The 24031-nt window shown below is 75.5% G+C and carries 26 protein-coding genes; 8 read left to right on the forward strand and 18 right to left on the reverse strand.

Annotated elements, in window-relative coordinates; genetic code table 11:
* Position 1: 1 nt before the first annotated feature.
* Positions 2-976, forward strand: coding sequence for a Gfo/Idh/MocA family oxidoreductase (locus tag ABD345_RS24765; RefSeq protein ID WP_344554805.1), 975 nt, complete (start codon positions 2-4; stop codon positions 974-976).
* Positions 973-1989, forward strand: a complete 1017-nt coding sequence (locus ABD345_RS24770; RefSeq protein ID WP_344554806.1) for an aldo/keto reductase — start codon at positions 973-975, stop codon at positions 1987-1989. Before ABD345_RS24765 ends, ABD345_RS24770 begins: the two co-directional genes overlap by 4 nt.
* 119 nt (positions 1990-2108) lie before the next feature.
* Here the strand turns inward: ABD345_RS24770 and ABD345_RS24775 are convergent, their stop codons facing one another.
* Positions 2109-2954 carry a DUF4097 family beta strand repeat-containing protein gene (locus ABD345_RS24775; RefSeq protein WP_344554807.1) on the reverse strand — a complete coding sequence of 282 codons (846 nt, stop codon included), beginning with the start codon at positions 2952-2954 and terminating at the stop codon, positions 2109-2111.
* Positions 2951-4186 (reverse strand): MFS transporter, encoded by a 1236-nt coding sequence (locus ABD345_RS24780; protein ID WP_344554808.1) that lies wholly within the window; start codon positions 4184-4186, stop codon positions 2951-2953. Before ABD345_RS24780 ends, ABD345_RS24775 begins: the two co-directional genes overlap by 4 nt.
* Positions 4187-4285: 99 nt before the next feature.
* Here ABD345_RS24780 and ABD345_RS24785 point away from each other — a divergent pair, with 99 nt between their 5' ends.
* Positions 4286-5371, forward strand: a complete 1086-nt coding sequence (locus ABD345_RS24785) for a DUF5937 family protein (RefSeq protein ID WP_344554809.1) — start codon at positions 4286-4288, stop codon at positions 5369-5371.
* Positions 5372-5564: 193 nt separating this feature from the next.
* Here ABD345_RS24785 and ABD345_RS24790 read toward each other — a convergent pair whose 3' ends face one another.
* From ABD345_RS24790 to ABD345_RS24800, 3 genes are read right to left on the reverse strand one after another with little or no spacing between them, the layout of a single operon-like run.
* The gene (locus ABD345_RS24790) at positions 5565-6905 is read right to left on the reverse strand and encodes an MFS transporter (RefSeq protein ID WP_344554810.1); all 1341 of its coding nucleotides are present in this window, start codon (positions 6903-6905) and stop codon (positions 5565-5567) included.
* A complete protein-coding gene (locus tag ABD345_RS24795) occupies positions 6902-7741 on the reverse strand; it encodes an SDR family NAD(P)-dependent oxidoreductase (protein WP_344554811.1) in 840 nt (279 codons plus the stop codon). The genes ABD345_RS24790 and ABD345_RS24795 overlap by 4 nt, the downstream gene beginning before the upstream one ends.
* The gene (locus ABD345_RS24800) at positions 7738-9036 is read right to left on the reverse strand and encodes a flavin-containing monooxygenase (RefSeq protein ID WP_344554812.1); all 1299 of its coding nucleotides are present in this window, start codon (positions 9034-9036) and stop codon (positions 7738-7740) included. Before ABD345_RS24800 ends, ABD345_RS24795 begins: the two co-directional genes overlap by 4 nt.
* 141 nt (positions 9037-9177) lie before the next feature.
* Here ABD345_RS24800 and ABD345_RS24805 point away from each other — a divergent pair, with 141 nt between their 5' ends.
* Positions 9178-9813 (forward strand): TetR/AcrR family transcriptional regulator, encoded by a 636-nt coding sequence (locus ABD345_RS24805; RefSeq protein ID WP_344554813.1) that lies wholly within the window; start codon positions 9178-9180, stop codon positions 9811-9813.
* Between the two features lie 55 nt (positions 9814-9868).
* On the opposite strand, the gene ABD345_RS24810 is transcribed toward ABD345_RS24805, so the two are convergent.
* From ABD345_RS24810 to ABD345_RS24830, 5 genes are all read right to left on the reverse strand, one after another.
* The gene (locus ABD345_RS24810; RefSeq protein WP_344554814.1) at positions 9869-10129 is read right to left on the reverse strand and encodes a hypothetical protein; all 261 of its coding nucleotides are present in this window, start codon (positions 10127-10129) and stop codon (positions 9869-9871) included.
* Positions 10126-10392 (reverse strand): hypothetical protein, encoded by a 267-nt coding sequence (locus ABD345_RS24815; RefSeq protein WP_344554815.1) that lies wholly within the window; start codon positions 10390-10392, stop codon positions 10126-10128. The genes ABD345_RS24810 and ABD345_RS24815 overlap by 4 nt, the downstream gene beginning before the upstream one ends.
* 97 nt (positions 10393-10489) lie before the next feature.
* On the reverse strand, positions 10490-10801 hold the full coding sequence (locus tag ABD345_RS24820) for a YkvA family protein (protein ID WP_344554816.1): 312 nt from the start codon (positions 10799-10801) through the stop codon (positions 10490-10492).
* Positions 10802-10917: 116 nt separating this feature from the next.
* Positions 10918-11367 carry an SRPBCC family protein gene (locus ABD345_RS24825; protein WP_344554817.1) on the reverse strand — a complete coding sequence of 150 codons (450 nt, stop codon included), beginning with the start codon at positions 11365-11367 and terminating at the stop codon, positions 10918-10920.
* A 153-nt stretch (positions 11368-11520) separates the two neighbouring features.
* Entirely contained in the window at positions 11521-12300 is a 780-nt protein-coding gene (locus ABD345_RS24830) for an NAD(P)H-dependent oxidoreductase (RefSeq protein ID WP_344554818.1), read from the reverse strand.
* A gap of 186 nt (positions 12301-12486) precedes the next feature.
* Here ABD345_RS24830 and ABD345_RS24835 point away from each other — a divergent pair, with 186 nt between their 5' ends.
* A complete protein-coding gene (locus tag ABD345_RS24835) occupies positions 12487-13356 on the forward strand; it encodes a helix-turn-helix transcriptional regulator (protein WP_344554819.1) in 870 nt (289 codons plus the stop codon).
* A 48-nt stretch (positions 13357-13404) separates the two neighbouring features.
* On the opposite strand, the gene ABD345_RS24840 is transcribed toward ABD345_RS24835, so the two are convergent.
* On the reverse strand, positions 13405-14283 hold the full coding sequence (locus ABD345_RS24840) for an NAD(P)H-binding protein (RefSeq protein ID WP_344554820.1): 879 nt from the start codon (positions 14281-14283) through the stop codon (positions 13405-13407).
* A gap of 110 nt (positions 14284-14393) precedes the next feature.
* Between ABD345_RS24840 and ABD345_RS24845 the strand changes: the two genes are divergently transcribed.
* Together ABD345_RS24845 and ABD345_RS24850 are read left to right on the forward strand one after the other, a co-directional pair.
* The gene (locus tag ABD345_RS24845; protein ID WP_344554821.1) at positions 14394-14801 is read left to right on the forward strand and encodes a winged helix-turn-helix transcriptional regulator; all 408 of its coding nucleotides are present in this window, start codon (positions 14394-14396) and stop codon (positions 14799-14801) included.
* Positions 14802-14805: 4 nt separating this feature from the next.
* Positions 14806-14940 (forward strand): hypothetical protein, encoded by a 135-nt coding sequence (locus ABD345_RS24850; RefSeq protein WP_344554822.1) that lies wholly within the window; start codon positions 14806-14808, stop codon positions 14938-14940.
* Positions 14941-14968: 28 nt separating this feature from the next.
* Here the strand turns inward: ABD345_RS24850 and ABD345_RS24855 are convergent, their stop codons facing one another.
* The 7 genes from ABD345_RS24855 to ABD345_RS24885 form a co-directional block, all read right to left on the reverse strand.
* Positions 14969-15604, reverse strand: a complete 636-nt coding sequence (locus ABD345_RS24855) for a TIGR03086 family metal-binding protein (protein WP_344554823.1) — start codon at positions 15602-15604, stop codon at positions 14969-14971.
* An 83-nt stretch (positions 15605-15687) separates the two neighbouring features.
* The gene (locus ABD345_RS24860; RefSeq protein ID WP_344554824.1) at positions 15688-16206 is read right to left on the reverse strand and encodes a DUF3592 domain-containing protein; all 519 of its coding nucleotides are present in this window, start codon (positions 16204-16206) and stop codon (positions 15688-15690) included.
* 210 nt (positions 16207-16416) lie between these two features.
* Positions 16417-16845 carry a VOC family protein gene (locus tag ABD345_RS24865; protein ID WP_344554825.1) on the reverse strand — a complete coding sequence of 143 codons (429 nt, stop codon included), beginning with the start codon at positions 16843-16845 and terminating at the stop codon, positions 16417-16419.
* A gap of 162 nt (positions 16846-17007) precedes the next feature.
* Positions 17008-17406: a hypothetical protein gene (locus ABD345_RS24870; RefSeq protein ID WP_344554826.1), complete on the reverse strand. Its 399-nt coding sequence runs from the start codon at positions 17404-17406 to the stop codon at positions 17008-17010.
* 150 nt (positions 17407-17556) lie between these two features.
* A complete protein-coding gene (locus ABD345_RS24875) occupies positions 17557-17859 on the reverse strand; it encodes a hypothetical protein (RefSeq protein ID WP_344554827.1) in 303 nt (100 codons plus the stop codon).
* A 102-nt stretch (positions 17860-17961) separates the two neighbouring features.
* A complete protein-coding gene (locus ABD345_RS24880) occupies positions 17962-18957 on the reverse strand; it encodes an aminoglycoside phosphotransferase family protein (protein WP_344554828.1) in 996 nt (331 codons plus the stop codon).
* A 139-nt stretch (positions 18958-19096) separates the two neighbouring features.
* Complete coding sequence (locus tag ABD345_RS24885) at positions 19097-20506, reverse strand: NsdA family TPR-like regulatory protein (RefSeq protein WP_344554829.1); 1410 nt, start codon at positions 20504-20506, stop codon at positions 19097-19099.
* Positions 20507-20795: 289 nt separating this feature from the next.
* On the opposite strand from ABD345_RS24885, the gene ABD345_RS24890 reads away from it, so the two are divergent.
* Positions 20796-23987, forward strand: a complete 3192-nt coding sequence (locus ABD345_RS24890) for a M28 family peptidase (protein ID WP_344554830.1) — start codon at positions 20796-20798, stop codon at positions 23985-23987.
* Positions 23988-24031 lie beyond the last annotated feature (44 nt).

The raw sequence follows: 24031 nt of genomic DNA on the forward strand, positions 1-24031 counted from the left end.
CATGACCACCCAGCAGCCCCTGCGGATCGCCCTGGCCGGCGGCGGCGCGTTCGGCGCCAAGCACGCCGCCGCGCTGCGCCGGATCGAGGGCGTGGAGCTGGCCGCCGTGGTCTCCTCCTCGCCGGACAGCTCACGGAGGTTCGCCGCCGAGCAGGGCGTCGACCGGGCGGCGGGCAGCCTGGCGGAGGTGCTGGCGATGGACGACGTGGACGCGGTGATCCTGGCCACCCCGACGCCGCTGCACGCCGCGCAGACCCGGCAGTGCCTGGCGGCGGGCAAGCACGTGCAGGTGGAGATCCCGGTCGCGGCCTCGCTGCCGGACGCCGAGGCGTCGGTCGCGGCGGCCGAACGCACCGGCCTGGTCGCGATGGCCGGGCACACCCGCCGCTTCAACCCCAGCCACCAGTGGGTGCACCGGCGGATCGCGGCGGGCGGGCTGAACATCCAGCAGCTGGACGTGCAGACCTACTTCTTCCGCCGCACCAACCTCAACGCGCTCGGGCAGCAGCGCAGTTGGACCGACCACCTGCTGTGGCACCACGCCGCGCACACCGTCGACCTGTTCGCGTACCAGACCGGTTCGCCGATCGTCCGGGCCAACGCGCTGCAGGGCCCGCTCCACCCCGAGCTGGGCATCGCGATGGACATGTCGATCCAGCTGCAGGCGGCGAGCGGGGCGATCTGCACCCTCTCGCTGTCCTTCAACAACGACGGCCCGCTGGGCACTTTCTTTCGGTACATCGGGGACACCGGCACCTACCTGGCTCGCTACGATGACCTGGTGACCGGAGAAGACGAACCGATCGACGTCAGCGGCATCGACGTCTCCCTTGACGGCATCGAACTGCAGGACCGCGAGTTCGTGGCCGCGATCCGCGAGGGCCGCGAGCCGAACGCCTCGCTCGCCCAGGTGCTGCCCTGCTACCGCACCCTGGCCGACCTGGAACGGCAGCTGGCCGTACCGGTGGGCGCGTGAACGCCCCGCGCACGGACGCCCTCCGCCGGATCGGGCCGTTCGAGGTCCCGGCCGTCGGCCTCGGCTGCATGAACCTCAGCCACGCCTACGACACCCCGCCCTCCCCCGGGGACGCCGCCAAGCTGCTGCTGTCCGCCCTGGAGGCGGGGGTCACCCTGTTCGACACGGCCGCGCTGTACGGCTACGGCGCCAACGAGGAGCTGGTCGGCCGGGTGCTCGGCCCGCACCGCGACGAGATCGTGCTGGCCTCCAAGTGCGGCATGACGGGCGTGGACGGACGGCGGGTCATCGACGGCCGCCCGGAGACGATCCGGCGCACCGCCGACGAGTCGCTGGCCCGGCTCGGCACCGACGTGATCGACCTGTACTACCTGCACCGGCTCGACCCGGCCGTCCCGGTCGAGGAGAGCGTGGGCGCGCTGGCCGAGCTGGTCGCGGCGGGCAAGGTCCGCACCATCGGCCTGTCCGAGGTGTCGGCGGCCACCCTGCGCCGGGCGCACGCGGTGCACCCGATCACGGCGCTGCAGAACGAGTACAGCCTGTGGACCCGCAACCCGGAGCGCGGCACCCTGGCCGCCACCCGCGAACTGGGCGTCGCCCTGGTCGCGTTCAGCCCGGTCGGGCGCGGCTTCCTGACCGACGCGCCGCCCGCGGTGGCCGAGCTGCCGTCCGACGACATCCGGCGGACCATGCCGCGCTTCACCGACGCCCACTACCCCGCCAACCTGGCCCTGCGCGCCGAACTCGCCGCCCTGGCCTCGGACGCGGGCCTGACGGTGGCCCAGCTGGCGCTGGCCTGGGTGCTCTCCCGCGGCGAGCACGTCGTCGCCATCCCCGGCACCCGCTCGGTGGACCACCTGCGCGAGGACGTCGCCGTCCTCGACCTGGACGTCCCCGCCGAACTGCTGGCGGCGGCGGGCCGGGTGCTGTCCGACGGGACCGTGCACGGCTCCCGCTACGCGGAGGCCACCCTGCCGGAGATCGACACCGAGCGCTGCGGCGCGGCGGGCTGAGCGGAGCACCTGACGGTGCGGCCGGTGCGGGCGGGAAGGCGGGTGACCGCTCCGCCGGCACCGGCCGCACCGGGTCCGGCGCCCGCCGCCGCGCCGCGCCCGCTGACGGGCTTCCGCCGCTACCCGCCGGCGGGCAGCACCGCCACCGAGGCGGAGGTGGTGCGCAGCCGGACGTGGTGGTCCGCGTCGGGGCGGGCGGGCAGGCCGATCCGGACGTCGGCGGAGGCCGCGTCCGAGTCGAACGCGTAGCCGCCGTCCTGCTCCGGGAGCCGCAGCGCCACCGAGGCGGACGTGGACTCCACGGTCAGTTCGCCGGGCGGGGCGGTGAAGCCCAGGTCGGCGCTGCCGGAGCGGATCGACACCGTCGCGTGCTCCGGGCGCAGGCCGACGGCGGTGCAGCGGATCGAGGCCAGCGACAGCGCGAGGTCGCCGTGCAGCCCGGACAGCGCGATCTCCCCGGAGTCCTGGCGGACCGTCAGCGCGGTGCCCTCCGGGACGGTGAGCCGCAGCCGCCCGCCGCACCGGTCGAACGGGCCGCCGCTCGCGGCGGCGCACCGCACGGGCACGGCGCCGTCGCTCCCGGCCGGGCCGAACCCGACCGGGCCGGGGCCGTCGGAGCCCTCGGGCAGGTACTCGGCGGTGACGGCGTCCCCCGACGAGCCGGTGATCTCGACCCGGCCCGACACCCCGTCCAGCAGCAGCGCCCGGGGGCGGCCCGGCAGTACCCGGAGCCCGTCCGCGTCCGTCCCCGTCCCCCGCCCGTCCCGGCCGGCCAGGGCCACCGCGCCGGCCCCGACCAGGACCAGCGCGACCGCCGCCGCGCCGAACCGCCACGCCCGCCGACGGGACCGCGGCGGGGCGGTGGGCCGCGGCGGATCCGTGAGCAGCGGCGGATCCGTGGGCAGCGGCGGTCCCACCGGCCGCGGCGGGACGGACGGGTGCGGTGGCTGCTGATGCTCACTCATGCCCTGCCGTGTGCCCGCCCGGAACCGGTGCATGCCCCGCCGCCGGTGCGGTGGACGGCGCCCGCGGCGGCGAGGGTCCCGGCGGCCAGCGCGGGCCAGAGGGCGAGCGGGGTGAGGGCGGTGATGACGGCCGGGGAGAGGGCCAGGCCCAGGCCGGTGGAGAACTGCAGGCGGGACAGCGCCCGGCCGAGCCCGCCGACCGGGGCGAGCGCGGTGACCAGCGGCGTGGCGCTGCCCGCGTAGAGGATCTCGCCGAGGGTGCACGGGACGGTCACCAGCGCCACCGCGAGCGGACCGAGCGCGGTGGCCGGCAGGAAGGCCAGGTAGCTGGCGGCGAGCACCGCCCCGGCGAGCGCCAGCACCCGGGCCCGGGGCCAGCGGGCCGCCGCCCACCGGGTGACCGGCACCTGGAGGGTGACCACCAGCACGGTGTTGGCGACGAACACCGCCGCGGGCCAGGCCGGCGAGGCGTGCAGGACCGTCACCAGCACCAGCGGCACCGCCACTTCGGGCACGTTCAGGCAGAACACGTACACCGTGTTGGCCAGCAGCACCGCCCGCAGCGGCCGCGGCCCGCCGTCCGCCGCCGCCGGGCCGGGGGCCCGTTCGACGCGCCCGGCGCTGACCTTGACCGAGCGGGCCAGGGCGGCGGCGGCCAGGAAGCCCGCGCCGGAGAGCGCGGCCAGTGCCCGCAGGGCGGGGGCGCCGCCGGTCAGGCAGCCGGTGGCGAGCAGCGCGCCGAGGCCGAGCCCGGCGTTGCGGACGGCGCGGGCGGCGGCGAGCGCGGTGTCCCGCAGGCCGTCCTCGGCGACGGTGGTGACCAGCGCCGCGTGCGCGGCCGGCCAGCCCTGGTTGCCGATGCCGAGGAACAGCGCGGCCAGCGCGAACAGCGCGACGCTCCCGGTCGGCGCGGCCAGCAGCGCGGCCACCCCGGCCACCCGCACCAGCATCGCGGCGGCGACGGCGCTGCTGCGGGCGCCGCGGTCCAGCCAGCGGCCGAGCGGCGGCATGCAGGCCAGGCCCGCGACGATCCCGCCGGTCATCGCCAGCCCGGTGGTGGCCGCGTCCAGTCGCAGCACCGCGATGCCGTAGAGCAGCAGGAACGGGCGCAGCAGGCCCGATCCGAGGGCGTCGACGAGCAGGGCGGCGGCGTAGCGCGGGCCGCCGCCGGCCCGGACGAGTCGACCGAACGTCGGGCGGGGCGGCGCGGCGGCGGGGGTGGTGGTGGTCATGGCGCCACGGTGCGGGCGGGGCGGCGGGGCCGTCACGTCGGTTGACGCTTTCCGTCAACCGGGGCCGGGGCCGCGGCCGTGAGCAGCGAGAATACCGGGGTGACCCTGCGCATCGACCTCGCCGGGACGCCGCCGGAACGGATCCGGTTCGGTGTCTCCCCGCTCGCCGAACTCACCGCGATGCTGCACGTGCTGGCCTCGCCGGAGCACCACCCGCAGCTGGCCGGGTGGGCGGCGGGCGTGTGGGCGGGGCTGCGCCCGGAGCTGGCCGAGCGGCTGCGCGAGGCGGAGTTCCTGTGGCGCTCCTCGCGGGCGGACTTCCTGGTGCCGGCCCGGCCGCGGGCCACCCTGGCGGCCGAGCTGGACGAGGTGGACGCGCTCGGCGACGACCGGTACGCGCGGGCGGCGCTGGTCACCACCTGCGGCTCCAACCGGTGGTCCTTCGCCGACCGCTCCCCGCTGCACGACCCGGCGGCCCGGGCGGCGGCGCTGGACCGGGCGCAGGCCCGCGGCCCGGTGCAGGAGGCGTTCGCGGAGCGCCTGCTGGCGGATCCAGCGGCGGTCCGGGTCCGGGTGCGGGAGACCCTGGAGCTGTGCGCGGAGGCGTTCTTCGACGCGGAGTGGCCGGCGCTGGCCGCCCGGCTGGGGCGGGACGTGCGGGACAAGGCCGAGCTGCACCGCCGCCAGGGCCTGGCCGCCGCGCTGGCCGGGGTGTCCGCGGCGGTCGCCGTCACCGCGGACGGCGGCTCGCTGGTCCTCGACAAGCTGCAGGACTCCACCGCGCGGGCCGGGACGGGCGGGGTGACCTTCCTGCCCAGCGTGTTCGGCCACCCGCACCTGGTCGCCGTGTACGCCCCGGGTTGGCAGCCGGTGGTGCAGTACCCGGCGGCGGGCGGGGAGCGCCCGGCGACCGTCCCGCTGGAGACCGTCGCCCTGCGCCTGGAGGCGCTCGCCCACCCGGTGCGGCTGCGCCTGGTCCGCACCCTGGCGCGCGGCCCGCACACCACCGGCGAGCTGGCCCGCGCCTGGGAGCTCACCCCGCCCGAGGTCTCCCGCCACCTCGCGGTGCTGCGCCGGGCCGGCCTGCTCACCGCCCACCGCCGGGGCCGGAACGTCCACCACGTCCTCGACCTGGCCGCGACCGGCACGCTCGGCACCGACCTGCTGTCCGCCGTGCTGCGCTGAAGAGCCCCGCCGGGGGCTCACGAGAGCGAAATCAGGGGCTCGGGGAACGGCGAGGCCGTGGCTGCTGCGGGTTCACTGCCGTGGCGCGCGTCTGCTTCGGGTTCTGTTCACTGCACGCGGCAGCACGGACACTTCGATGGGCTCGGGCCGTCAGCAGCACGGACTCGCCGTTCCCCGAGCCCCTGGTGGTTGCTCACCCGAACCCCCCTCGTCTCGTGTCCAGGGCGCAGCGGCGTTGGAGGGCCAGGGCGAGGGCCATCAGGGCGGCGGGCAGCAGGGTGAAGCCGGTGAGCAGGGCGGTCAGTGCGGTGTCGCTCTGGGCGGTGTGGGTGCCGCCGGTGCTGGGGGCGAAGCCGCCGAGGGCGAGGGCGGCCGAGTACAGGTAGGGGCCGACGGCGGTGCCGGTGGCCTCGGTGGCGGTCCACAGGCCGGTGTAGGCGCCGGCTTCGGCGTTCTCGGCGGCGGCGACGGCGTCCGGGAGCATCGCGAACGCGAAGAGTTGGAGTCCGGCGAAGGCGGTGCCCATGGCCATCACCACGGCGGCGGTGGCGGTGACCCGCGCTCCCCCGTCGAGCAGGGCGGCGGGCAGCAGGAGCAGTGAGCCGGTGGCGAACACGGCCTGGGAGATGAGCAGTCCGCGCTGTTTGCCGTTGCCCTCGCGCCGGGACCAGGCGGTCCAGGCGGGGCCGGAGAGCATCGCGGGGGCGAGGAAGAGGCCCATGAACAGGGCGGTCAGCCCGCTGTGGTGGAAGACGTGCTCGGTGACGTAGGGCAGGGCGGCGAGGAAGAGGTGGGTGGTGGTGCCGGTGAACAGGTAGGAGAGCAGCAGGGGGCGGAAGTCGGGGTCGCGCAGGGCGGTGCGCAGGTCGGCGCGGGTGGAGTGGCCGGCCCGTTCGGCGGGTGCCTTGAAGCCGCACTCGGCGGTGAGCCGGCGCACGCCGAGCAGGGCGACGGCGCCGGAGGCGGCCACCGCGGCGGCCAGCAGCACGGCCATCCGGGCGTAGTCGGCGCGGGTGCCGCCGGAGGAGAGCGCGGGGGCGGCGACTCCGGCGGCGAGCAGGCCGACGGTGAGCAGGGCCATCCGGAACATGAAGACCCGGGTGCGTGCGTGGTAGCCGACGTCCAGGTCGGACGGGGTGGTGAGGTAGGGCACCTGGAAGGCGGCGAACAGCAGGTTCCCGGCGGTGAACCAGCCGCCGACCCAGAGCGCGGCGGCTCCGCCGTGCAGGCCGGGCGGGACGCTGAACAGGGCGGTCAGCGCGGCGCCGAGCAGCAGGCCGACGCGCATCATCCGCCGCCGGTGGCCGTCGCGGCGGGCCTGCCGGTCGGAGCGGGAGCCGAGCAGCGGGTGGGCGAGCACGTCGACGGCCTTGGGCAGCAGCAGGGCGAGGCCGGCCAGGGCGGGGCTGACGCCGAGCACGTCGGTGAGGAAGTACAGCAGCAGGAGTCCGGGCACGGTGACCCAGACGCCCATGCCGACCGATCCGGCGGCGTACAGGGTGAGTGCCCGGCGGCCCGGCTCCGCCCCGGTCACTTCCGGCCCCGGTGGCGGGCGACGACCCCGGCGGCGAGTGCGGCGCCGTCGAAGGCCCCGGCGGCGGCGCGGGCGCGCAGGGTGCGGGCGACGATCCGGTCGGTGAGGGCGGGCAGGTGGCGGGCGAGGAAGAACTCGACGGCGCCCTTGCGGGTGGTGGTGACGTCGCGGTGCGGGCGGGTGGAGAAGGCGGCCTTGCCGATCGCGTCGAGCACGCCCTCCAGCGGCTCGTAGACGCTCATGCCCTCCAGGGAGAGTCCGGCGGCCTTGGTGGAGTCGTGGATCGGGCTGCGCACCGCGGACGGGTAGACGCAGCTGACGCCGACGTGGGTGCCGAGTTCGAGGCGCAGCGCGTCGGCGTAGGCGACCATGGCGCGCTTGGAGGCGCCGTAGGCGGCGGCGAGCGGGAGCTGCATGACGGCCATCCGGGAGGTGACCATGACGACCCGGCCGCGGGCGGCGACCAGGGCGTCCACGCAGGCGGCGGTGGTGCGCCAGGTGCCGAGCAGGTTGATCTCCAGTTGGCGGCGGACCTCGGTGCCGGGGGCGTGCTCGGCGGGGGCGGGGCCGCCGGTGCCCGCGTTGTTGACCAGGACGTCGAGGCCGCCGAGGGTCTGCAGTGCTTCGGCGACGGCGGTGGCGACGCTGTCGTCGTCGGTGACGTCGCAGCGCAGCACGGGGAAGGGTTCGTCGCCGGCGGGGCGCAGGTCGAGGCCGAGGACGTGCGCGCCGGCGGCGGTGAGGCGGGTGCCGAGGGCGCGTCCGATGGTGCCGGAGGCGCCGGTGATCAGCACGCGGCGGCCGCGCGGGTCCTGGCGCCGGTTGAGTACGGTCACGGGGTCTTCTCCTTCTGCGCGCGGCGGGCGCCGACCTTGAGTTCGCGGGGGACGGCGGCGACGTACTGGTCGAAGTCGATCCGCATCATCGGCCGCTTGTCGCCCCAGCGCCGGACGGCGGCGGCGTGCGCGCGGCGGACGTGTGCGCGCTGCCGCTCGGCGCCGGGGAGGGCGTAGCGTCCGGCGAGGTGGGCGGCGAACAGTCGACCCTGGGCCTCGACGACGGGGAGCGCGGCGCCGGTGGACTGCATCAGCCCGACGAAGCCGAGCGTCGGGTCGTCGAGGTGGAACACCCTTTGGTAGAGCGGGAGTTGCTCGGGGTCCGGGCCGGTCCAGCGCTGGTCCAGGAAGGGGATCGTGACGCGGTAGCCGGTGGCCCAGACGATGACGTCGACCTGGTCGGTGCGGCCGTCGGTGAAGTGCACCCGGGTGCCGTCGAGCCGGTCGATGCCGGGGCGGGCCTCGATCTCGCCGTGGGTGAGGCGGTGCAGGACGGTGTCGCTGATGGTGGGGTGGTTCTGGAACAGGCCGCCGGCGGGTTCGGGCAGGCCGTAGCGGCCGGGGGTGCCGACGGCGATCTTGAGCACGGTCTGCGCGACGGCCTGCCGGATCCGCCAGGGCAGCACGGCGAGCGCGCCGCCGGTGGCGTCGGCGGGGCGGCCGAACAGGTACTTGGGCACGATGTGGGTGCCGTGCCGGGCGGAGAGCAGCACCGGGCCGTCGGCGGTGTACGAGGCGTCGACGGCGATGTCCATCGCGGAGTTGCCGGTGCCGACGACCAGCACCCGCTTGCCCGCGTAGGCGTCGGCGGATCGGTGGTCGTGGGCGTGCAGCTGGGTGCCGGCGAAGTCGCCGGGGTAGCCGGGGCTGGGCCACTTCGGTTCCCGGTTGTGGCCGTTGGCGACCACCACGGCGTCGTGGCGTTCGCCGTCGACCCGCCAGCCGTGCTCGTCCCGGGCGACCCGTTCGACGTGCGTCCCGAACCTGACCCGCTCGGTGATGCCGAACTGCTCGGCGTAGTCGGCGAGGTAGCGGGCCACCCGGGCGGCGGACGGGTAGTCGGGCCAGTGCGCGGGCATCGGGAAGTCGGCGAACTCGGTGCGGCCCTTGCTGGTGTTCAGGTGCAGGCTGTCGTACGCCGGGGAGCCGCCGTCGCCGTCGTCGCCCGCCCACAGGCCGCCGACGCGGGTGCCGCGCTCCAGGACGGTGACCTCCAGCCCCTGGTCGAGCAGTGCCTTGGCGGCGGCCAGTCCTGCCGCGCCGGCGCCGATCACCGCCACCCTGGTCGTACCCATGCCGGGTGCTCCTCTCGCGGTCCGTGGAAAGGCGCTCATTCAATCGAATGATGGAGTCCGGCACAATGGGTGTTGACCTGCTGGTTGTCGCTCCATCACCTGATGGATTTCTTCCGCTGCGGTCCGCTATCCTCGATGCCCATGAGCGCCCTGCCCGAGGACGGCCCCCGCGAACGCATCCTGGCGACCGCCACCCGCCTGTTCGCCGAGCGCGGCTACGACGCCACCAGCACCCGGGCGATCGGCGACGCGGTCGGCCTGAACATCGCCACCGTCGCCTACCACGTCGGCGCCAAGCCCGAGCTGTACCGCGAAGTGATGCGCCGGGCCCACCTCGCCCAGCGCGGGGTGGTCACCGAGGCCCTGACCCGGCTGCACGCCTGCGGCCCCACCCCCGGCGAGACCCGGGCCGCGCTGCTCGCCTTCGTCGACGACTACCTGTCCTTCTGCCTCAACCACCCCGAGGTCCCGGCGCTGTGGATGCGCCGCTGGCTGGCCGAGGGCGCCGACCACTCCGACATCGAGAGCGAGTTCGCCGGCCCGCTGGTCGCCGAGGTGGCCGCCGCCGTCCGCACCGTCCTCGACCGGGCCGGCCTCGGCGCCGGGGCGGACGTCGAGATGCTGGTCTTCACCATCGTCTGGACGTCCCACTCCTTCGGCCAGGCCGGCGTCATCGACCCCGCCGGCACCCGCCGCGGCCCGCTCGACCTCCCCGTCCTGGACCGCTTCCGCCGCCACCTGCACACGGTGGTCACCGCCGTCCTCGACCACGGCTGACCCGGGCCCGGCGGCGCTCGGATCCCTCACGGCGTCCGGCTTCCGCTCCCGGCGTTCAGCCGCCCAGGCCGGGGACCCAGACCAGCCGCAGCACGTCGACGGTGCGCTGCTCCGGGTCGACGAACAGCTCGGCGGTGACGGACCGGGCCAGCACCACGCTGCGCAGGTCGCCCCACTCGTCCACCGGCGCGCCCGCCCGGTCGTCCAGCAGCACCAGGGCGGCGTTGACGAGCGCGAACAGCACCTCGTCCGCCTTGGAGATCTCCACCATGGTGCGGGCCGGCTGCTCCTGCAGCCAGATCCGCCAGCCGCTCACGCGGCGGCCGCCCCGGCCCGCTCCGACCGCCCCGCCAGCAGCAGCGGCGCCACCGCGGCCCGGAAGCCCGCCCGGTCGTTCCCGTAGGCGGCGGACATCGCCCGCAGCCACCAGGCGCCGATCACCGCCTCGCGTTCCAGCGGGTCCTCCAGCGGCCCGAGTTCGCCGTAGAACCGGGCCCGCTCCTCGTACGTGAGCGCCTGCTCGATGCCGTTGATGCTGCGCGGCACGCGCAGCGTTCCGGACTCTGCCGTCGCGGTCATCCCTCTGCCCTCCCAGCTGTCTGCTCCGACCGTACCCGGCCGGGCCGGATCCATCCCCCACCGCCCCGGGCTCCGGCCCCGGGGCGGTCGCGGCCGGTCACTTCCGGCGGTCGCGGCGGCCCGCGTGGCGGGCGACCTCCTCGGGGACGGCCTTGTTGAGGGAGCGCAGGGCCAGCAGCAGGACGCCGATGTCGTCGATCAGGACCGGGTCGGGCATCAGGTCGACCGGGAAGACCAGGTAGGCGATCGCTCCCCAGAACAGCAGCTTCTTCGACATCGGAATGTTCGTGTCGGCCAACAGCCGCTTGGTGCGCACCAGTTTGACCACCAGTACGATCGCCGCGGCCACCGTCGCGACCAGGAACACCGCCGCGGCGACCCACAGCAGCGTGCTCGTCCCCTCACTCATCCGTCCACCCCTTCGGTGTTCCCGCCGGTTCCGTCGGAACACTCTTGCCCCGCTTGGGCCGGAGCGTTCCTCCGGGACGGGAAAAGTTGCGGGGCGACCGGGGCGGAGGTCCGCGCTCAGCCCTCCGGCACCCCGGCCCCCGGTGCCCCGGCCCCCGGTGCCCCGCGCAGCAGCGCGCGCAGGGTGCGGCGGAACAGGAGGCGGCCGCACCAGGCGGTGGGACGGTCGAGCAGGGCGGGCAGCGGGGCGATCCGCAGGTCCTCGCGCCAGCGGACGACGGCGCCGCCGCGGTGCGGGCGGACGTCGATCTCGGCCCATCCGGTGATCAGCGGGCCGCGTTTGACGAGGCGGCAGCGGCCGGGGCGGCCGGGGCCGGGGGGCTCCCGGTGGACGACGTCCATCACGTCGTCGAAGCCGTACCGGCCGGTGCCGGTGCGGGCGGTGACGGTGCGGCCGTCGGAGCGGACGGTGGTGAGCGGCATCGCGTGGCGGGGCCAGTCGGTGACGCGCCGCCAGGCTTCGTCGGGGTCGAGCCCGGTGGCCAGCACGATGCGGAACTCGGTCATCCGCCGATGCTACCGGCCGGCCGGCGGCGGCCCGGGGCGTGGCGCGCCCCGGGCCGGGCCGGGTGTTGCCGGGCCGGGCGGTGTCGGGCCGGGTGTTGCCGGGCCGGGTGTTGCCGGTCGGCACCTGGCCGGTCGGCGCCGGGCGGGGTCCGGTCAGTGCTGCAGGTGCAGGGCGAAGCCGGTGCGGCCGGCCGGCTCCAGGCCCTCCTTGAGGTGCAGGGCGGGGATCTCGTAGTCGCCGAAGTTCTGCCGGCGGTACGGGACCGGCTCGGTGGTCTCCAGGGTGAGCAGGCGCTGCTCCCAGGCTTCGACGACGGCGGAGTACCGCTCGGGGGCGAGCCGGTCGGCGCCGTGGACGACGAAGGGCGGCAGCACCTCCAGGCCGGGGTAGTACAGGATGCCGTGCTGGATGGGGAACAGCAGGTCGTCGATCGGGCCGTTGATGCCGCGGGCGGCGTAGTGCGACTCGGGGCCGCCGACGGTGACCGAGAGCAGGGCCCGGCGTCCGGCCAGGGTGCCCTCGCCGAAGCGCTCGCCGTACTTGGTGTCGCTGTGCTCGCCGACCCCGTACGCGAAGCGGTAGGTGAAGACCCGGTCGACCCAGCCCTTGAGGATGGCGGGCATGGTGTACCACCACAGCGGGAACTGGAGGATGACGGTGTCGGCCCAGAGCAGCTTCTCCTGCTCGGCGCGGACGTCGGCGGTGAGCTCCCCGGCCTCGAAGGCGCGGCCGGAGTCGAGCGGGACCTTGAGCGGGCTGGAGGCGTGCGGGCCGTAGTCGGCGGCGTCCGCCGCGGCCTTCCAGTCCATCGCGTACAGGTCGCTGACCCGCACCCGGTGCCCGGCGGCCTCCAGGACGGCCACCGCGTGGTCCTTGAGCGAGCCGTTGAGCGACTTCGGCTCGGGGTGGGCGTGGACGATCAGGATCTTCATCGGGGTCTCCTCCGGTCGGGGCGTCCGGCGGCCGTCCCTGCGGCGGCCGCTTCGGCTGCCTCCGATCCTGGCCGTCGCGGCGGCGGCCGTTCAGGGACCCGGCTTCCGTAGGAACGGACTTCCTGGTACTGGCGGGACCACCCTCGGCGGACCGCCGCCGGACCGGACCGGGCCATACTCGGGGGCATGGACGATCTCGCGGGCTTCCTGCGGACCCGGCGCGCCCGGGTCGACCCGGCCACGGCCGGCATCCCCGTCGACGGCCGCCGCCGGGTGGCGGGGCTGCGGCGCGAGGAGGTCGCGCACCTGTCCGGGGTGAGCGTGGACTACTACGTGCGCCTGGAGCAGGGACGGGCCACCCAGCCCTCCGAGCAGGTGCTGGACGCGCTGGCCCGGGTGCTGGGCCTGGACGGGACCGAGCGGGGCCACCTGCACCGGCTGGCCCGGCAGCCCCGGCGCCGGGCGAAGGCGCCGGGCGGGCGGATCCGCCCGGAGCTGCTGCGGGTGCTGGACCTGGTCGTCGACGCGCCCGCGCTGGTCATGAACCACCGGCTGGACGTGCTCGCCGGGAACCGCCTGGCCGGGCTGCTCTACAGCCGTCCGGACCCCGCGGGCCTGAACATCGCCCGGCACTTCTTCCTGCAGGAGGGCGAGCACGGCCTCTACGCGGACTGGGAGACCTGCACCCTCGACGTGGTCGGCCACCTGCGGCTGGCCGCCGGGAAGTACCCGGACGACCCCCGACTGACCTCGCTGATCGGCGAGTTGGCGATGGGCAGCGAGCGCTTCCGCCGCCTGTGGGCCCGGGCGGACGTGCGCGCCCGCACGCACGGGCGCAAGGCGTACCGCCACCCGCTGGTCGGGCTGCTCGAACTGCACCAGGAGAACTTCGCGCTGCCGGACGGGTCGGGCACCGAACTGCTGGTGCTCACCGCGGCCCCCGGCAGCCCCGCCGAGGACGGGCTGCGCCTGCTGGCGGCCCTGGACGCGGACGGCGCCGGCGCCCGGGAGGCCGCGGACGCCCAGGAGGCCGCGGAGGCCCGGACCACCGAGTAGTCCGGGCGTCCGCGCTCGACCCGGTACGGCTCGCGGTCGCGGCCGGGTTCAGCTCGCGGTCGCGGTCGCGCTCGCGGCGAGCGCCTGCGCGACGGTGCCCGCCAGCGGCGTGGTCGGGCGGCCGATCAGCCGGGCCAGATCGCCGCTGCCGCCGGCCAGCAGGCCGCGGGCGATGCCGGAGACGTCCACGTCCACCAGGGTCTCGGCGAGCTGCGGCGGCAGGCCCGCGCCGGTGAGCACCCCGAGGTTGGCCTCGGCGGGCAGTTCGTGGTGGGCGACCGGCCGGCCGCTCTGCCGGGAGAGTTCGGCCGCGTACTCCTCCAGCGTCCAGGCCGTGTCGCCGCTCAGCTCGTAGGCGCGGTTCTCGTGGCCCTCGCCGGTCAGCACGGCGGCGGCCGCGGCGGCGTAGTCGGCGCGGGACGCGGCGCCGATCCGGCCGCCCGCGGTGCTGCCGGCCACGCCGTGCTCCAGCTGGACCGGGATCAGCGCGGTGTAGTTCTCGGTGTACCAGCCGTTGCGCAGGAAGGTGTACGGCAGGCCGGAGTCGAGGATCAGCTGCTCGGTGGCCTTGTGCTCGTCGGCGAGCCGGAAGTCTGCGTCCGGGCCGCCGAGCACCCCGGTGTAGACCAGCCGGGCGGCCCCGGCGGCCTTCGCGGCCTCGATCACGGCGGTGTGCTGGGCGACCCGGCGGCCGAGCTCGCTGCCGGAGACCAGCAGCACGGTGTCGCCGGGGCGGATCGCCGCGGCCAGCGTCTCGGGCCGGTCGTAGTCGGCGAGCCGCAGTTCGACGCCCCGGGCGGCCAGGTCGGCGGCCTTGCGCTCGTCGCGGACGGCGGCGGCGACCTGGGCGGCCGGGACGCGGGCCAGCAGTTCGTCGATGACGAGGCGGCCGAGCTGTCCGGTGGCGCCGGTGACGACGATGCTCATGGGGATGCAACTCCTGGGGTGGGGCGAAGGGCGGTACGACGGCTGTCGCACCCCACCGCAGGAAAGTCACTAACCAATCGGAAGTACCCACTTCTGGGTAAGCTACTTCCATGAACCTCAGGGTGAAGGAACTGACCGGCGGACTCCCGGTGAGCGTCAACTCGGAGTGCTGCGCCTCGCGCGGCATCCTGGAGCACGTCACCAGCCGCTGGGCGGTGCTGGTGCTGGCCGTCCTGCTGGACGGCACCCACCGGTTCAGCGAACTGCGCCGCGCGGTGGGCGGGGTGAGCGAGAAGATGCTCGCCCAGACCCTGCAGACCCTGGAGCAGGACGGCCTGGTGCACCGCGAGGCGCACGCCGTCATCCCGCCGCGCGTCGACTACACGCTGACCCCGCTCGGCGAGGAGGCCGCCCGGCAGGTCTGGGCGCTGGCCCGCTGGGCCGAGTCGCGCGTGCCCGAGGTGCTGGCGGCCCGGGCGGCGCACGCCGAGGCGAAGGCCGCGCGGGCGGACGGGTAGCCGGGTGGGGCCGGGGCCGGTCGAGCGCGGGCTGCCGGGCCGGGCCGAGCGCTTCGGCTGGGCCCGGACGCAGATCGACGCCTTCCGCTGCCCGGCCTGCGGCCACCTGGAGCCGTTCGCCCGGACCCGACTCTCCTGAAGACCCCCGGCGGCCCGGCCGGCCGCGCTCAGGCGGCGGGCGGGGGACTCCAGTGCGGGTCGCGACCGAGCAGGCGCAGCACCCGCTCCAGCGGGTCGACCCCGGGCGGGACGTCCAGCGCGGGGGCGAAGGCGGCGCCCGGCGCCTCCCGGGTGGGGCCGGTGGGGACGAGGGCGGCGACCGGCAGGACGGCGTCGAGCAGGTCGGCGTCGAAGGCGGGCCGGACGCCGATCGAGACGGCGACGTCCCAGGCGTGGACGAGGTAGTCCAGGAAGTGGAAGGCGATGGCCTGCGACGCGGGGAACGGGCCGCCGTCGCGGACCTCGGGGAGGCAGAAGGCCCGCTCCAGCACGCCCTCCTCGGCGAAGGCCACGGCGACCTCCGCCGCCGAGGCGGCGAACACGCCCGCCGGGTCGTCGCCGACCGGGCGGTCCGCCCAGTGCGCGAGGTCGCGGCCGTCACCGCGGGCGGCCGCCGCGAAGCCGTGGTTCTGCCCGGTCATGTGCGCGAGCAACTGCCCGAGCGTCCAGGGCCCGCAGGGGGTCGGCCGGTCGAGCGCGTCGGCGCCGACCCCGTCGACGACGGAGCGCGCGAGCAGCAGTGCGCGCGCGTCGAGGTCCCGGATGTCGGCGGCTCGGGGGCCCGCTGCCTGAGTGTCCGTCATGCCGCCGAGCCTACCCGATATTTCAGCACGACCGTACGAATTGTTTTCCGGACGGACACGCCGTCGGCCGACCGGCCAGGGCGTCAGAAATCCGTCCAGCCGGGGTCGCCGTGGGCGATCTCCTCGCCGAGGCCGTGCAGGAAGGCCGCGCCCGCGGCGGCGATCACCGCCGCCACCAGCAGGAACAGCAGGAAGCCGCCCAGGACCCGCCCGGTGTCGGTGAGCGCCGTCCGCTTCCGCCCGGTCACCAGCACGCCCTCGGCGGGACGCTCCGGGCGGTAGGCGACGGCCAGTTCGTCGCCCACCGCGGTCCCCTCGGGAAGGCGCCTGGTGACGAGCCGCTGCGGGGCGCCGTCGGGGCCCGCGTACTCGAGGACGAACTCCGGCTTCGGCGGGTGGTGGCTCTTCGGGCGGGGCTCGGCGTACCGGGGCCGCTCCTGCCGGACCTCGACGCAGCGCGCCGGAACGCGGCTGCCCCCGCGCAGGGCCCGCCGCTCCCGCCCGTGCAGCCGGAACACGTACACCGCCGTGACGCAGCCGAGCAGGACGAAGAACCCCGCGAGCACGAGCCACGCCACGGCCAGCACGTCGAAGAAGAGCATGGGGGCACCCTGCCCGGATCCGGGCCGCCGGAACCCGTCACGGCGCCGACCCCCTTGCCGGAGCCGGCCTCGGGGCCGACGCCGGAGGGCGCCGGGCCGAGCCGGAGCCGCACCGGGGCGGGCCCGGAGCAGGCCCAGCGCGCGGCCGCCAACCCGGCGCTCCCGGTGGCAGTGGCGGGCCGGCGCCGGTCGAGCGGCGCCGGGGCGGCGTCAGTCGATGCAGAACTCGTTGCCCTCGACGTCCTGCATGGCGATGCACGAGTCGTCGCCGCCGTCGTACAGCAGCTGGACCCGGACGGCGCCGAGCGGCAGCAGCCGGGCGCACTCGGCTTCCAGGGCGGCGAGGCGCTCGGTGCCGATCAGGCCGGTGCCGACCCGGACGTCGAGGTGGACCCGGTTCTTGACGGCCTTGCCCTCGGGGACGCGCTGGAAGTACAGCCGCGGGCCGACGCCGGTGGGGTCGGTGCAGGCGGACCAGGAGCCGCGCTCCTCGGGCGGCTGGGCGGCCTGGTACTCCTCCCAACTGTCGAAGCCCTTGGGGGGATTGGACTCGTAGCCGAGCACCTCGCACCAGAAGCGGGCGACCCGGGCGGGGTCGGCGCAGTCGAAGGTGACCTGGAATTGTCTGAGCACTGCCATCCGGTCACCGTAGCAACGCGCCGCCCCGGGGGCACCGGATTTTCCGGCGTGTCCGGACGGGCCGTCAGGCGCCCCGTCCGGTGCCCGGGGCTCGGTTCAGGCGTGGCGGTGCGAGACGCCCTGCCGGACGGCGGCGGGGCGGGGCGGGCGGTGAGCAGCGCCTCAGGGGCGTTCGTCGCGCCGGATGGTCCAGTCCTCGTCGTCCGCGTGCGGGTCCGGTCCGTGCTCGGCCTCGTAGTCCTCGCGCAGCTTCACGGCCCGCCGGTCGGAGGCTTCGCGCTCCTCGGGCGAGAGGTTCTCCGCCGCGGTGCGCATCTCGCCCAGGCGGGCGCCGATCGCCGACAGGTAGCGGTCGGACTCGATCACGTCGCGCATGCCGATCCGACCGCTGAGCACCTCGCGGGCCATCTGCTGGAGCTCCGGGCCGACCTTGTCGTTCTTCGCCAACGTCCGCAGGGCGCGGTGCAGTTCGGCGGCCTGCTCGGGGTTGTCGGCGACGTCGAGCAGCTCGTCGTCGGTGATCTCCGGACCCCCGAGGTCGTCGTTCCGTTCTGCCGCCATCGGCCTCTCCCCCGTCGTCGGATGTCTCCCCGCCCGGGCCCGGCCCGGGCGGGCGCACTGGCTCGTCGGCCCGCGCGGGGCGGGGCCGAGGACCAGGTGATCATATGTCCTTCCCCAAGGAAGGGTAATGACATTGCCGGGAGCGGGCCGTCACGTCCCCGCGCCCTCCAGGCGGGCCGCCACCATCGCCACGAAGTGCTGGAGCACCGCGAACGGCAGGGTGGGACCGTCGCCGAAGAAGACCACGGGCTGGTCGCCCGGGTCCAGGGCCGGGGCCACCACGGTCAGGGCCGTCGGACCGGGTGCGGGCGAGTCCGGCACGGACGGGATACCGCTCGGGACCAGTCGGGCCGCGCTGAGTTCGAAGTGGCCGAGCCGGCTGCCGTCCACGCCCGTCTCGGTGAACAGGGCGCAGTACAGGCCGCCGTCGTGGCTCCAGGTCGTCAGAGACATGGCGGGATGCTGCCACACCGGCCGTTCCCCGCCGACGGCGGCCCCACCGGGGCGGCGACGGGCCCGCTCAGCGCGACCGCACCGGGGCGGCCACGGGCCCGCTCAGCGCAGCAGCGCCGTCCAGTCCGGCAACCCGCGCAGCACCCCGGGCAGCTCCCGGGCGGTGTCGGTCACCACCCGCAGGCCGAAGGCCCGCTGCCCGGCGTCCGCCTCGCGGTGGCCCATCGCCAGCCACAGGAACCAGGCGGTGGAGGCGAGTTGGCTGCGCAGCAGGCCCGCGAAGGCCGACTCCTCGGCCGGGCCGCCCGGGCCGCCGGCGTCCAGGTAGGCGGCGAGCAGCGGCCGCACCGTCCGGGGGTCGGCGCTGACGGTGGGCCCGTTGAAGGGGGTGGCGAACCGGAAGGCCACGCTCACCGCGTCCCACCAGGGGACCTCCGGCTGGACGCTCTCCCAGTCGATCAGCGCGTACCCGCCGGGCGTGCGCAGCACGTTGGCCCGGGAGGTGTCGCCGTGCACCAGGACGGCGGCGGGGGCGGCGCGCTGCGCGTCCCGCACCAGGGCGATGGCGTCGGCGACCGCCGGGAGCAGCGCCCGGGCCGGGGCCGCCACCGGGAGGCCGCCGGCCTCGGCCTCGGCCACCCACTCCCGCCACTCCTCGACGGGGTGCGGCGCGGGCGGCTGCTCCCCGCCGGTGTCCAGCACCGCGATCCGGGCCAGGGTGCGGCCCGTCCACTCGGTGGCCGCCACGAGATCGGCGCCGGGGCGCCGCAGGTCGTGCCCGTCCAGCCACTCGCCGACCTGGACCACCTCGTCACCGGCGAGCCGGTGCCAGTAGCCGACGGCGGGGCGGGGCGGCTCGACGGGGCGCGGCATCTCGATACCCGCCGCCAGCGCCGCCCGCTGCAACCTCTGCACCCGGTGGGCCTGTCGGTGGTGCCATTCGCTGCGCAGCCGGCCCGTCCGCACCGTCCAGCGCCCGCGCGCGGTCTCCAGCACCCGGGCCCCGGTCGGGGCGCCCCCGTTGTCGAGCGCCCGCCACGGCCCCGACGGCCGCCCCAGCCCGAAAGCGGCCGCCACCGCGTCCTGATCGATGTCCACCCACCGAGTCTGTGCCCCGTCCCCGGCCCCGTGCACCCGGTTTTCCCGGCCCCCGGCACCGCCCGGCCGCACGGTCACGACACCTCGTCGCCCCCGCACACATGAACGCGCCCCCTTCACCGCCCAGCGCAGCGCCCCCTCACACCACCGCCCCCAACCGCACCACCACCTCCGCCGCCTCCACCCCCCACCGCCCCGCGCCCGCCGCCAACCGGCCGCGCAGGCCGCGCAGTTCGTGGCGGACCAGGGCCGGGAGCGGGGTGCCGTCGGTGTCGAGGAGGGGGGCGAGGGCGGCGAGGGCGGTGTGCGGGTCGTCGGCGCAGAGGTGGCAGTCGGCGATGCGGACGGTGAGCATGGCGCGGGCGACCGGGAGTTGGCCGTCGGCGAGGAGGTCGAGGGCGGCGGTGGCGGCGGTCAGGGCGTGGCGGGCGAGGCGGGGGTCGGCGGTGGCGGCAGCCAGGTCGCGCAGGGCCGCGGAGGAGCCGGATTCGATCCGGAGGCGGAGTGCGGCGGGGGCCAGCCAGGGGACGCGGGCCTCGGTGTCGGGGAGGTCCTCGGGTCGGTCGAGGTGCTGGCGGGCGCGGCCGATGTGGCGGACGGTGGCGTGGATGTCGCCGGCCAGGGCGGTGGCGCGGGCTTCGCCGAGGGTGGCGAGGGCGTCGGACCAGTGGCGGCCGGGCGCGGCGCGGCGGATCTCGCGGGCGTAGTCGCCGGCGGCGGCGGGGTCGTCGTCGAGGAGGCCGAGGACGGCCATGTCGCTGAGGGCGGCGGCCTGGGTGGTGGGGTCGCCGGCGAGGGCGGCCCAGCCGAGGGCGCGGTCGAAGCAGGCCATCGCGGTGGCGGGGCGGCCGCCGTGCAGGCGCAGGCTGCCCGCGGCGTGGGCGTACTCGGCGGCGAGCCGGGCGAGGACGCGGCGGTGGCGGACGGGTGCGTCGGCGAGGCGGGCGACGACGGCGCGCAGGGTGCCCTCGATCACGCTGCCGGGTCCGCGTTCGCCCACGGCCCGGTCGGCACTGTGGAGTTGGGCGCCGAGGACGGCGGCGAGGGCGTGCACGGTGTCGGTGTCGAGGGGGGCGGCGGGGTCGGCGCAGAACGGGGCGAGCAGGGCGAGGGCGGCGGCGGGGGGGGGGGGCTGGCAGCCGGTGGCGCCGTGCAGCGGGCACTGGACGTCGTGGTCGGGGAGGCTGGCGGGGCAGTCGTCGACCGGGACGGGGGCGGTGGGGACGGGTCCGCCGGTGGCGGGCAGCGGGGGGCGCAGCAGGTGCGGGGGGAGGGCGGGGCGGTCGCCCTCGGCGCTCTCGGCGCGGTGGTAGCTGCGGGTGAGTTCACCGCCGGTGCCGAGGAGTTCGTCGATCTGCCGGACGAGGCGGGGGGTGGCGCGGCGGGCGCCGTGTTCGAGGCGGCTGACGGCGGTGTGGTCGTAGCCGACGGCGGTGCCGAGTTGGGCCTGGGTCCAGCCGGCGTGGCGGCGCCAGTGGCGCAGCAGGGCGCCGAATTCCTGCCAGCTTCCGCCGTCCGGCAGTTCGACCGGGTTGGGTGCGCCCAGCATGCGCCGACACCTCCCCTGGTCCGTTCCTGTTGCCGTACCGCGACGGTACCCGCCCCGACCGCACCTCGTACATGGCGTGGTCTGTACCTCTTCTTTGCCATCGCCCTTGCTCGGACCCTGCGCCGGTGCCCTGCGGACCCTTGCTGACGGCCTGCCAATTCGCTTCTAGATCAATGTCTTTGACGGAATTTGCCATCCCGTGCCGGGGATTGTCAGCTCCGTTGACCGGGCCATGGCGGCGGTGTGAGGGTTCCGGGCACCCCCACACCCGAAGAGCTGAGGAGCTCTGATGAAACGCAGATTGCTGACCGCCGGCACCACCCTGGCCGTGCTGGGAGGCCTGCTCGGTGGTTTCGCCGGACAGGCGAACGCCGCGCCTCCCCTCGCCACGCCGGCCCCCACCCCGCTGGCCGCCGCCGTCTCCGCGGCGGACCTGGCGGCGTCGGCCGGGCTGGACGCGCTGGCCAAGGGCCCGGACGAGAGCTACGAGCGCCGAGGCGTCACCCAGTTCCTGAACGGCCTGTACTCGGTCTCGTACGAGCGCAGCTACAAGGGCCTGCCGGTGGTCGGCGGCGACGCGGTGGTGCTCGCCGACGGCCAGGGCAAGGTGCGCGGCGTGCAGAACGCCGCGTCCGGGCCGGTCGGCGTGCCGACGAAGGCGAAGGTGAGCGCGGCGGCGGCGGAGCGGGCGGCGCGCGCGGAGCTGGCGAAGGTCGACTCGGCCGAGGCGCCCCGGCTGGTCGTCCGGGTCAAGGACGGCACCTCCCGGCTGGCCTGGGAGTCGGTGCTGACCGGTTCGGCCGAGGGCCGGCCCAGCCACCTGCACGTGTTCGTGGACGCGGTCACCGGCGAGGTGGCCGACAGCTACGACGACGTCAAGGCCGGCACCATCAACAGCAAGTGGAACGGCCCGGCGGGCCTGACCATCAACACCACCGGTTCGGGCAGCTCCTACTCGCTGCGCGACCCGAGCCGTCCGGGCCTGCAGTGCTCGGACTACTCGACCGGCCAGGTCTTCAGCAAGTCCACCGACTCCTGGGGCACGGGTGCCGCCACGTCCAAGGAGACCGGCTGCGCCGACGCGATGTTCGCGGCGCAGAAGGAGTGGGACATGCTCCGGGACTGGCTGGGGCGCAACGGCCACAACGGCAACGGCGGCAGCTGGCCGGTCAAGGTCGGCCTGAACGACGTCAACGCGTACTGGGACGGCTCGACCATCTCGATCGGCCACAGCCAGTCCAACGAGTGGATCGCCGCGATCGACGTGGTGGGCCACGAGTTCGGCCACGGCCTGGACCAGTACACGCCGGGCGGCGCCAACAACGAGGCGGGCCTGGGCGAGGCGACCGGCGACATCATGGGCGCGCTGACCGAGGCGTACGCCAACGAGCCGGCCCCGTACGACTCCCCGGACTACACGGTCGGCGAGATGATCAACCTGGTCGGGCAGGGCCCGATCCGGGTGATGTACAACCCCTCGCAGGTCTCCGGCAACCCGAACTGCTACTCGGCGTCGATCCCCAACACCGAGGAGCACGCGGCGGCCGGCCCGCTGAACCACTGGTTCTACCTGCTGGCCGAGGGCTCCAGCCCGGGCGGCGGCAAGCCGTCCAGCCCGACCTGCAACTCCTCGTCCGTCACCGGCATCGGCATCCGGGACGCGGGCCGGGTCTTCTACGGCGGCATGCTGCTCAAGACCAGCGGCATGACGTACAAGAAGTACCGGACCGCGACCCTGACCGCGGCCAAGAACCTCGACGCGAGCTGCAACTTCTTCAACCGCACCAAGGCGGCGTGGGACGCCGTCAGCGTGCCGGCCCAGGCCGGCGACCCGACCTGCGCCGCGACCAACAACGACTACTCGCTGGCGCTGAGCCCCTCCTCGGGCTCCGTGCAGGCGGGCAGCTCGACCAGCGCGACGGTCTCCACCGCCGTCACCGCGGGCTCGGCCGCGAGCGTCTCGCTGTCGGTGACCGGCGCGCCCACCGGCACCACCGCGACCCTCTCCCCGTCCAGCGTGCAGTCCGGCGGCTCGGCGACGCTGAGCGTCAACGTCGGCGCGAACACCGCGGCGGGCACCTACACCCTGACCGTCACCGGCACCGGCCCGGCCACCCACACCGCGCAGTACCAGCTGACGGTGACCGGCGGCGGGGGCAACCCCGGCGGCTCGGCCCCGGACATCAACGTGGCCAACGTGCAGACGCACCTGAGCCAGCTGTACACGATCGCCCAGCAGAACGGCGGCAACCGCCGGGCGGGCACCGCGGGCTACACCCAGTCGCTGGCGTACGTGAAGGGCAAGTTGCAGGCGGCGGGCTACACCGTCACCGAGCAGACCTGCACCTCGTGCACCTACACCGCCAACAACCTGATCGCCGACTGGCCGGGCGGCCCGTCCGACCAGGTCACCATGTTCGGCGCGCACCTGGACTCGGTCTCGGCCGGCCCGGGCATCAACGACAACGGCTCCGGCTCGGCCGTGCTGCTGGAGAACGCGCTCGTCCTGGCGCAGCAGAACCCGACCATGAGCAAGCACGTCCGGTTCGCCTGGTGGGCCGGTGAGGAGCAGGGCCTGCAGGGCTCGCAGTACTACGTGGGCCAGCTCTCCTCGGCGCAGCGCTCGGCGATCAAGGGCTACTACAACTTCGACATGGTCGGCTCGACCAACGCCGGCTACTTCATCAACAACGTCAGCTCGGCCACCGCCGCGCCGCTGAAGGCGTACTGGGACTCGCTGAACCTCCAGCCGGAGGAGAACGTCGAGGGCCAGGGCCGTTCCGACGACTACTCCTTCCAGCAGGGCGGCATCCCGACCTCCGGCTACGCCGCGGGCGCCGACGCCACCAAGACCCCGGCGCAGGCCACCAAGTGGGGCGGCACCGCGTACGCGTCCTACGACTCCTGCTACCACTCCTCCTGCGACACCACCTCCAACGTCAACGCGACGGTGCTGAACCGGAACGCCGACGGCGTGGCGTACGCGATCTGGAAGACCTCGGTCGGCGGCACCACCACCCCGGTCAACGACTTCACCCTCGCGGTGAACCCGTCCACCGGCACCGTCCAGGCGGGCTCCGCGGCCAGCGCCACGGTCTCCACCGCCACCAGCTCCGGCAGCGCGCAGACCGTGTCGCTCACCGCGAGCGGCGCCCCGTCCGGCGCCACCGTCTCGTTCAGCCCGTCCTCCGTCACCAGCGGCGGCAGCGCGACCCTGACGGTCTCCACCTCCTCCTCCACCCCCGCCGGCACCTACACCATCACGGTCACCGGCACCGGCTCCTCCGCCACCCACGGCACCGGCTACACCCTGGTCGTGAACGGCGGCGGCACCGGCGGCGGCACCTGGGCCGCGGGCGTCTCCTACAACGCGGGCGACGTGGTCACCTACAACGGCGTCAGCTACAAGTGCCTGCAGGCCCACACCTCGCAGAGCACCTGGACGCCGGACGTCGTCCCGGCCCTGTGGCAGCGTCTGTAGCCACCGGGAACACGTCGGCGACGACGGCGGCAGTGAGCGGTAAC

It is taken from the genome of Kitasatospora saccharophila, assembly GCF_039529925.1.
Taxonomy (GTDB): Bacteria; Actinomycetota; Actinomycetes; order Streptomycetales; family Streptomycetaceae; genus Kitasatospora; species Kitasatospora saccharophila.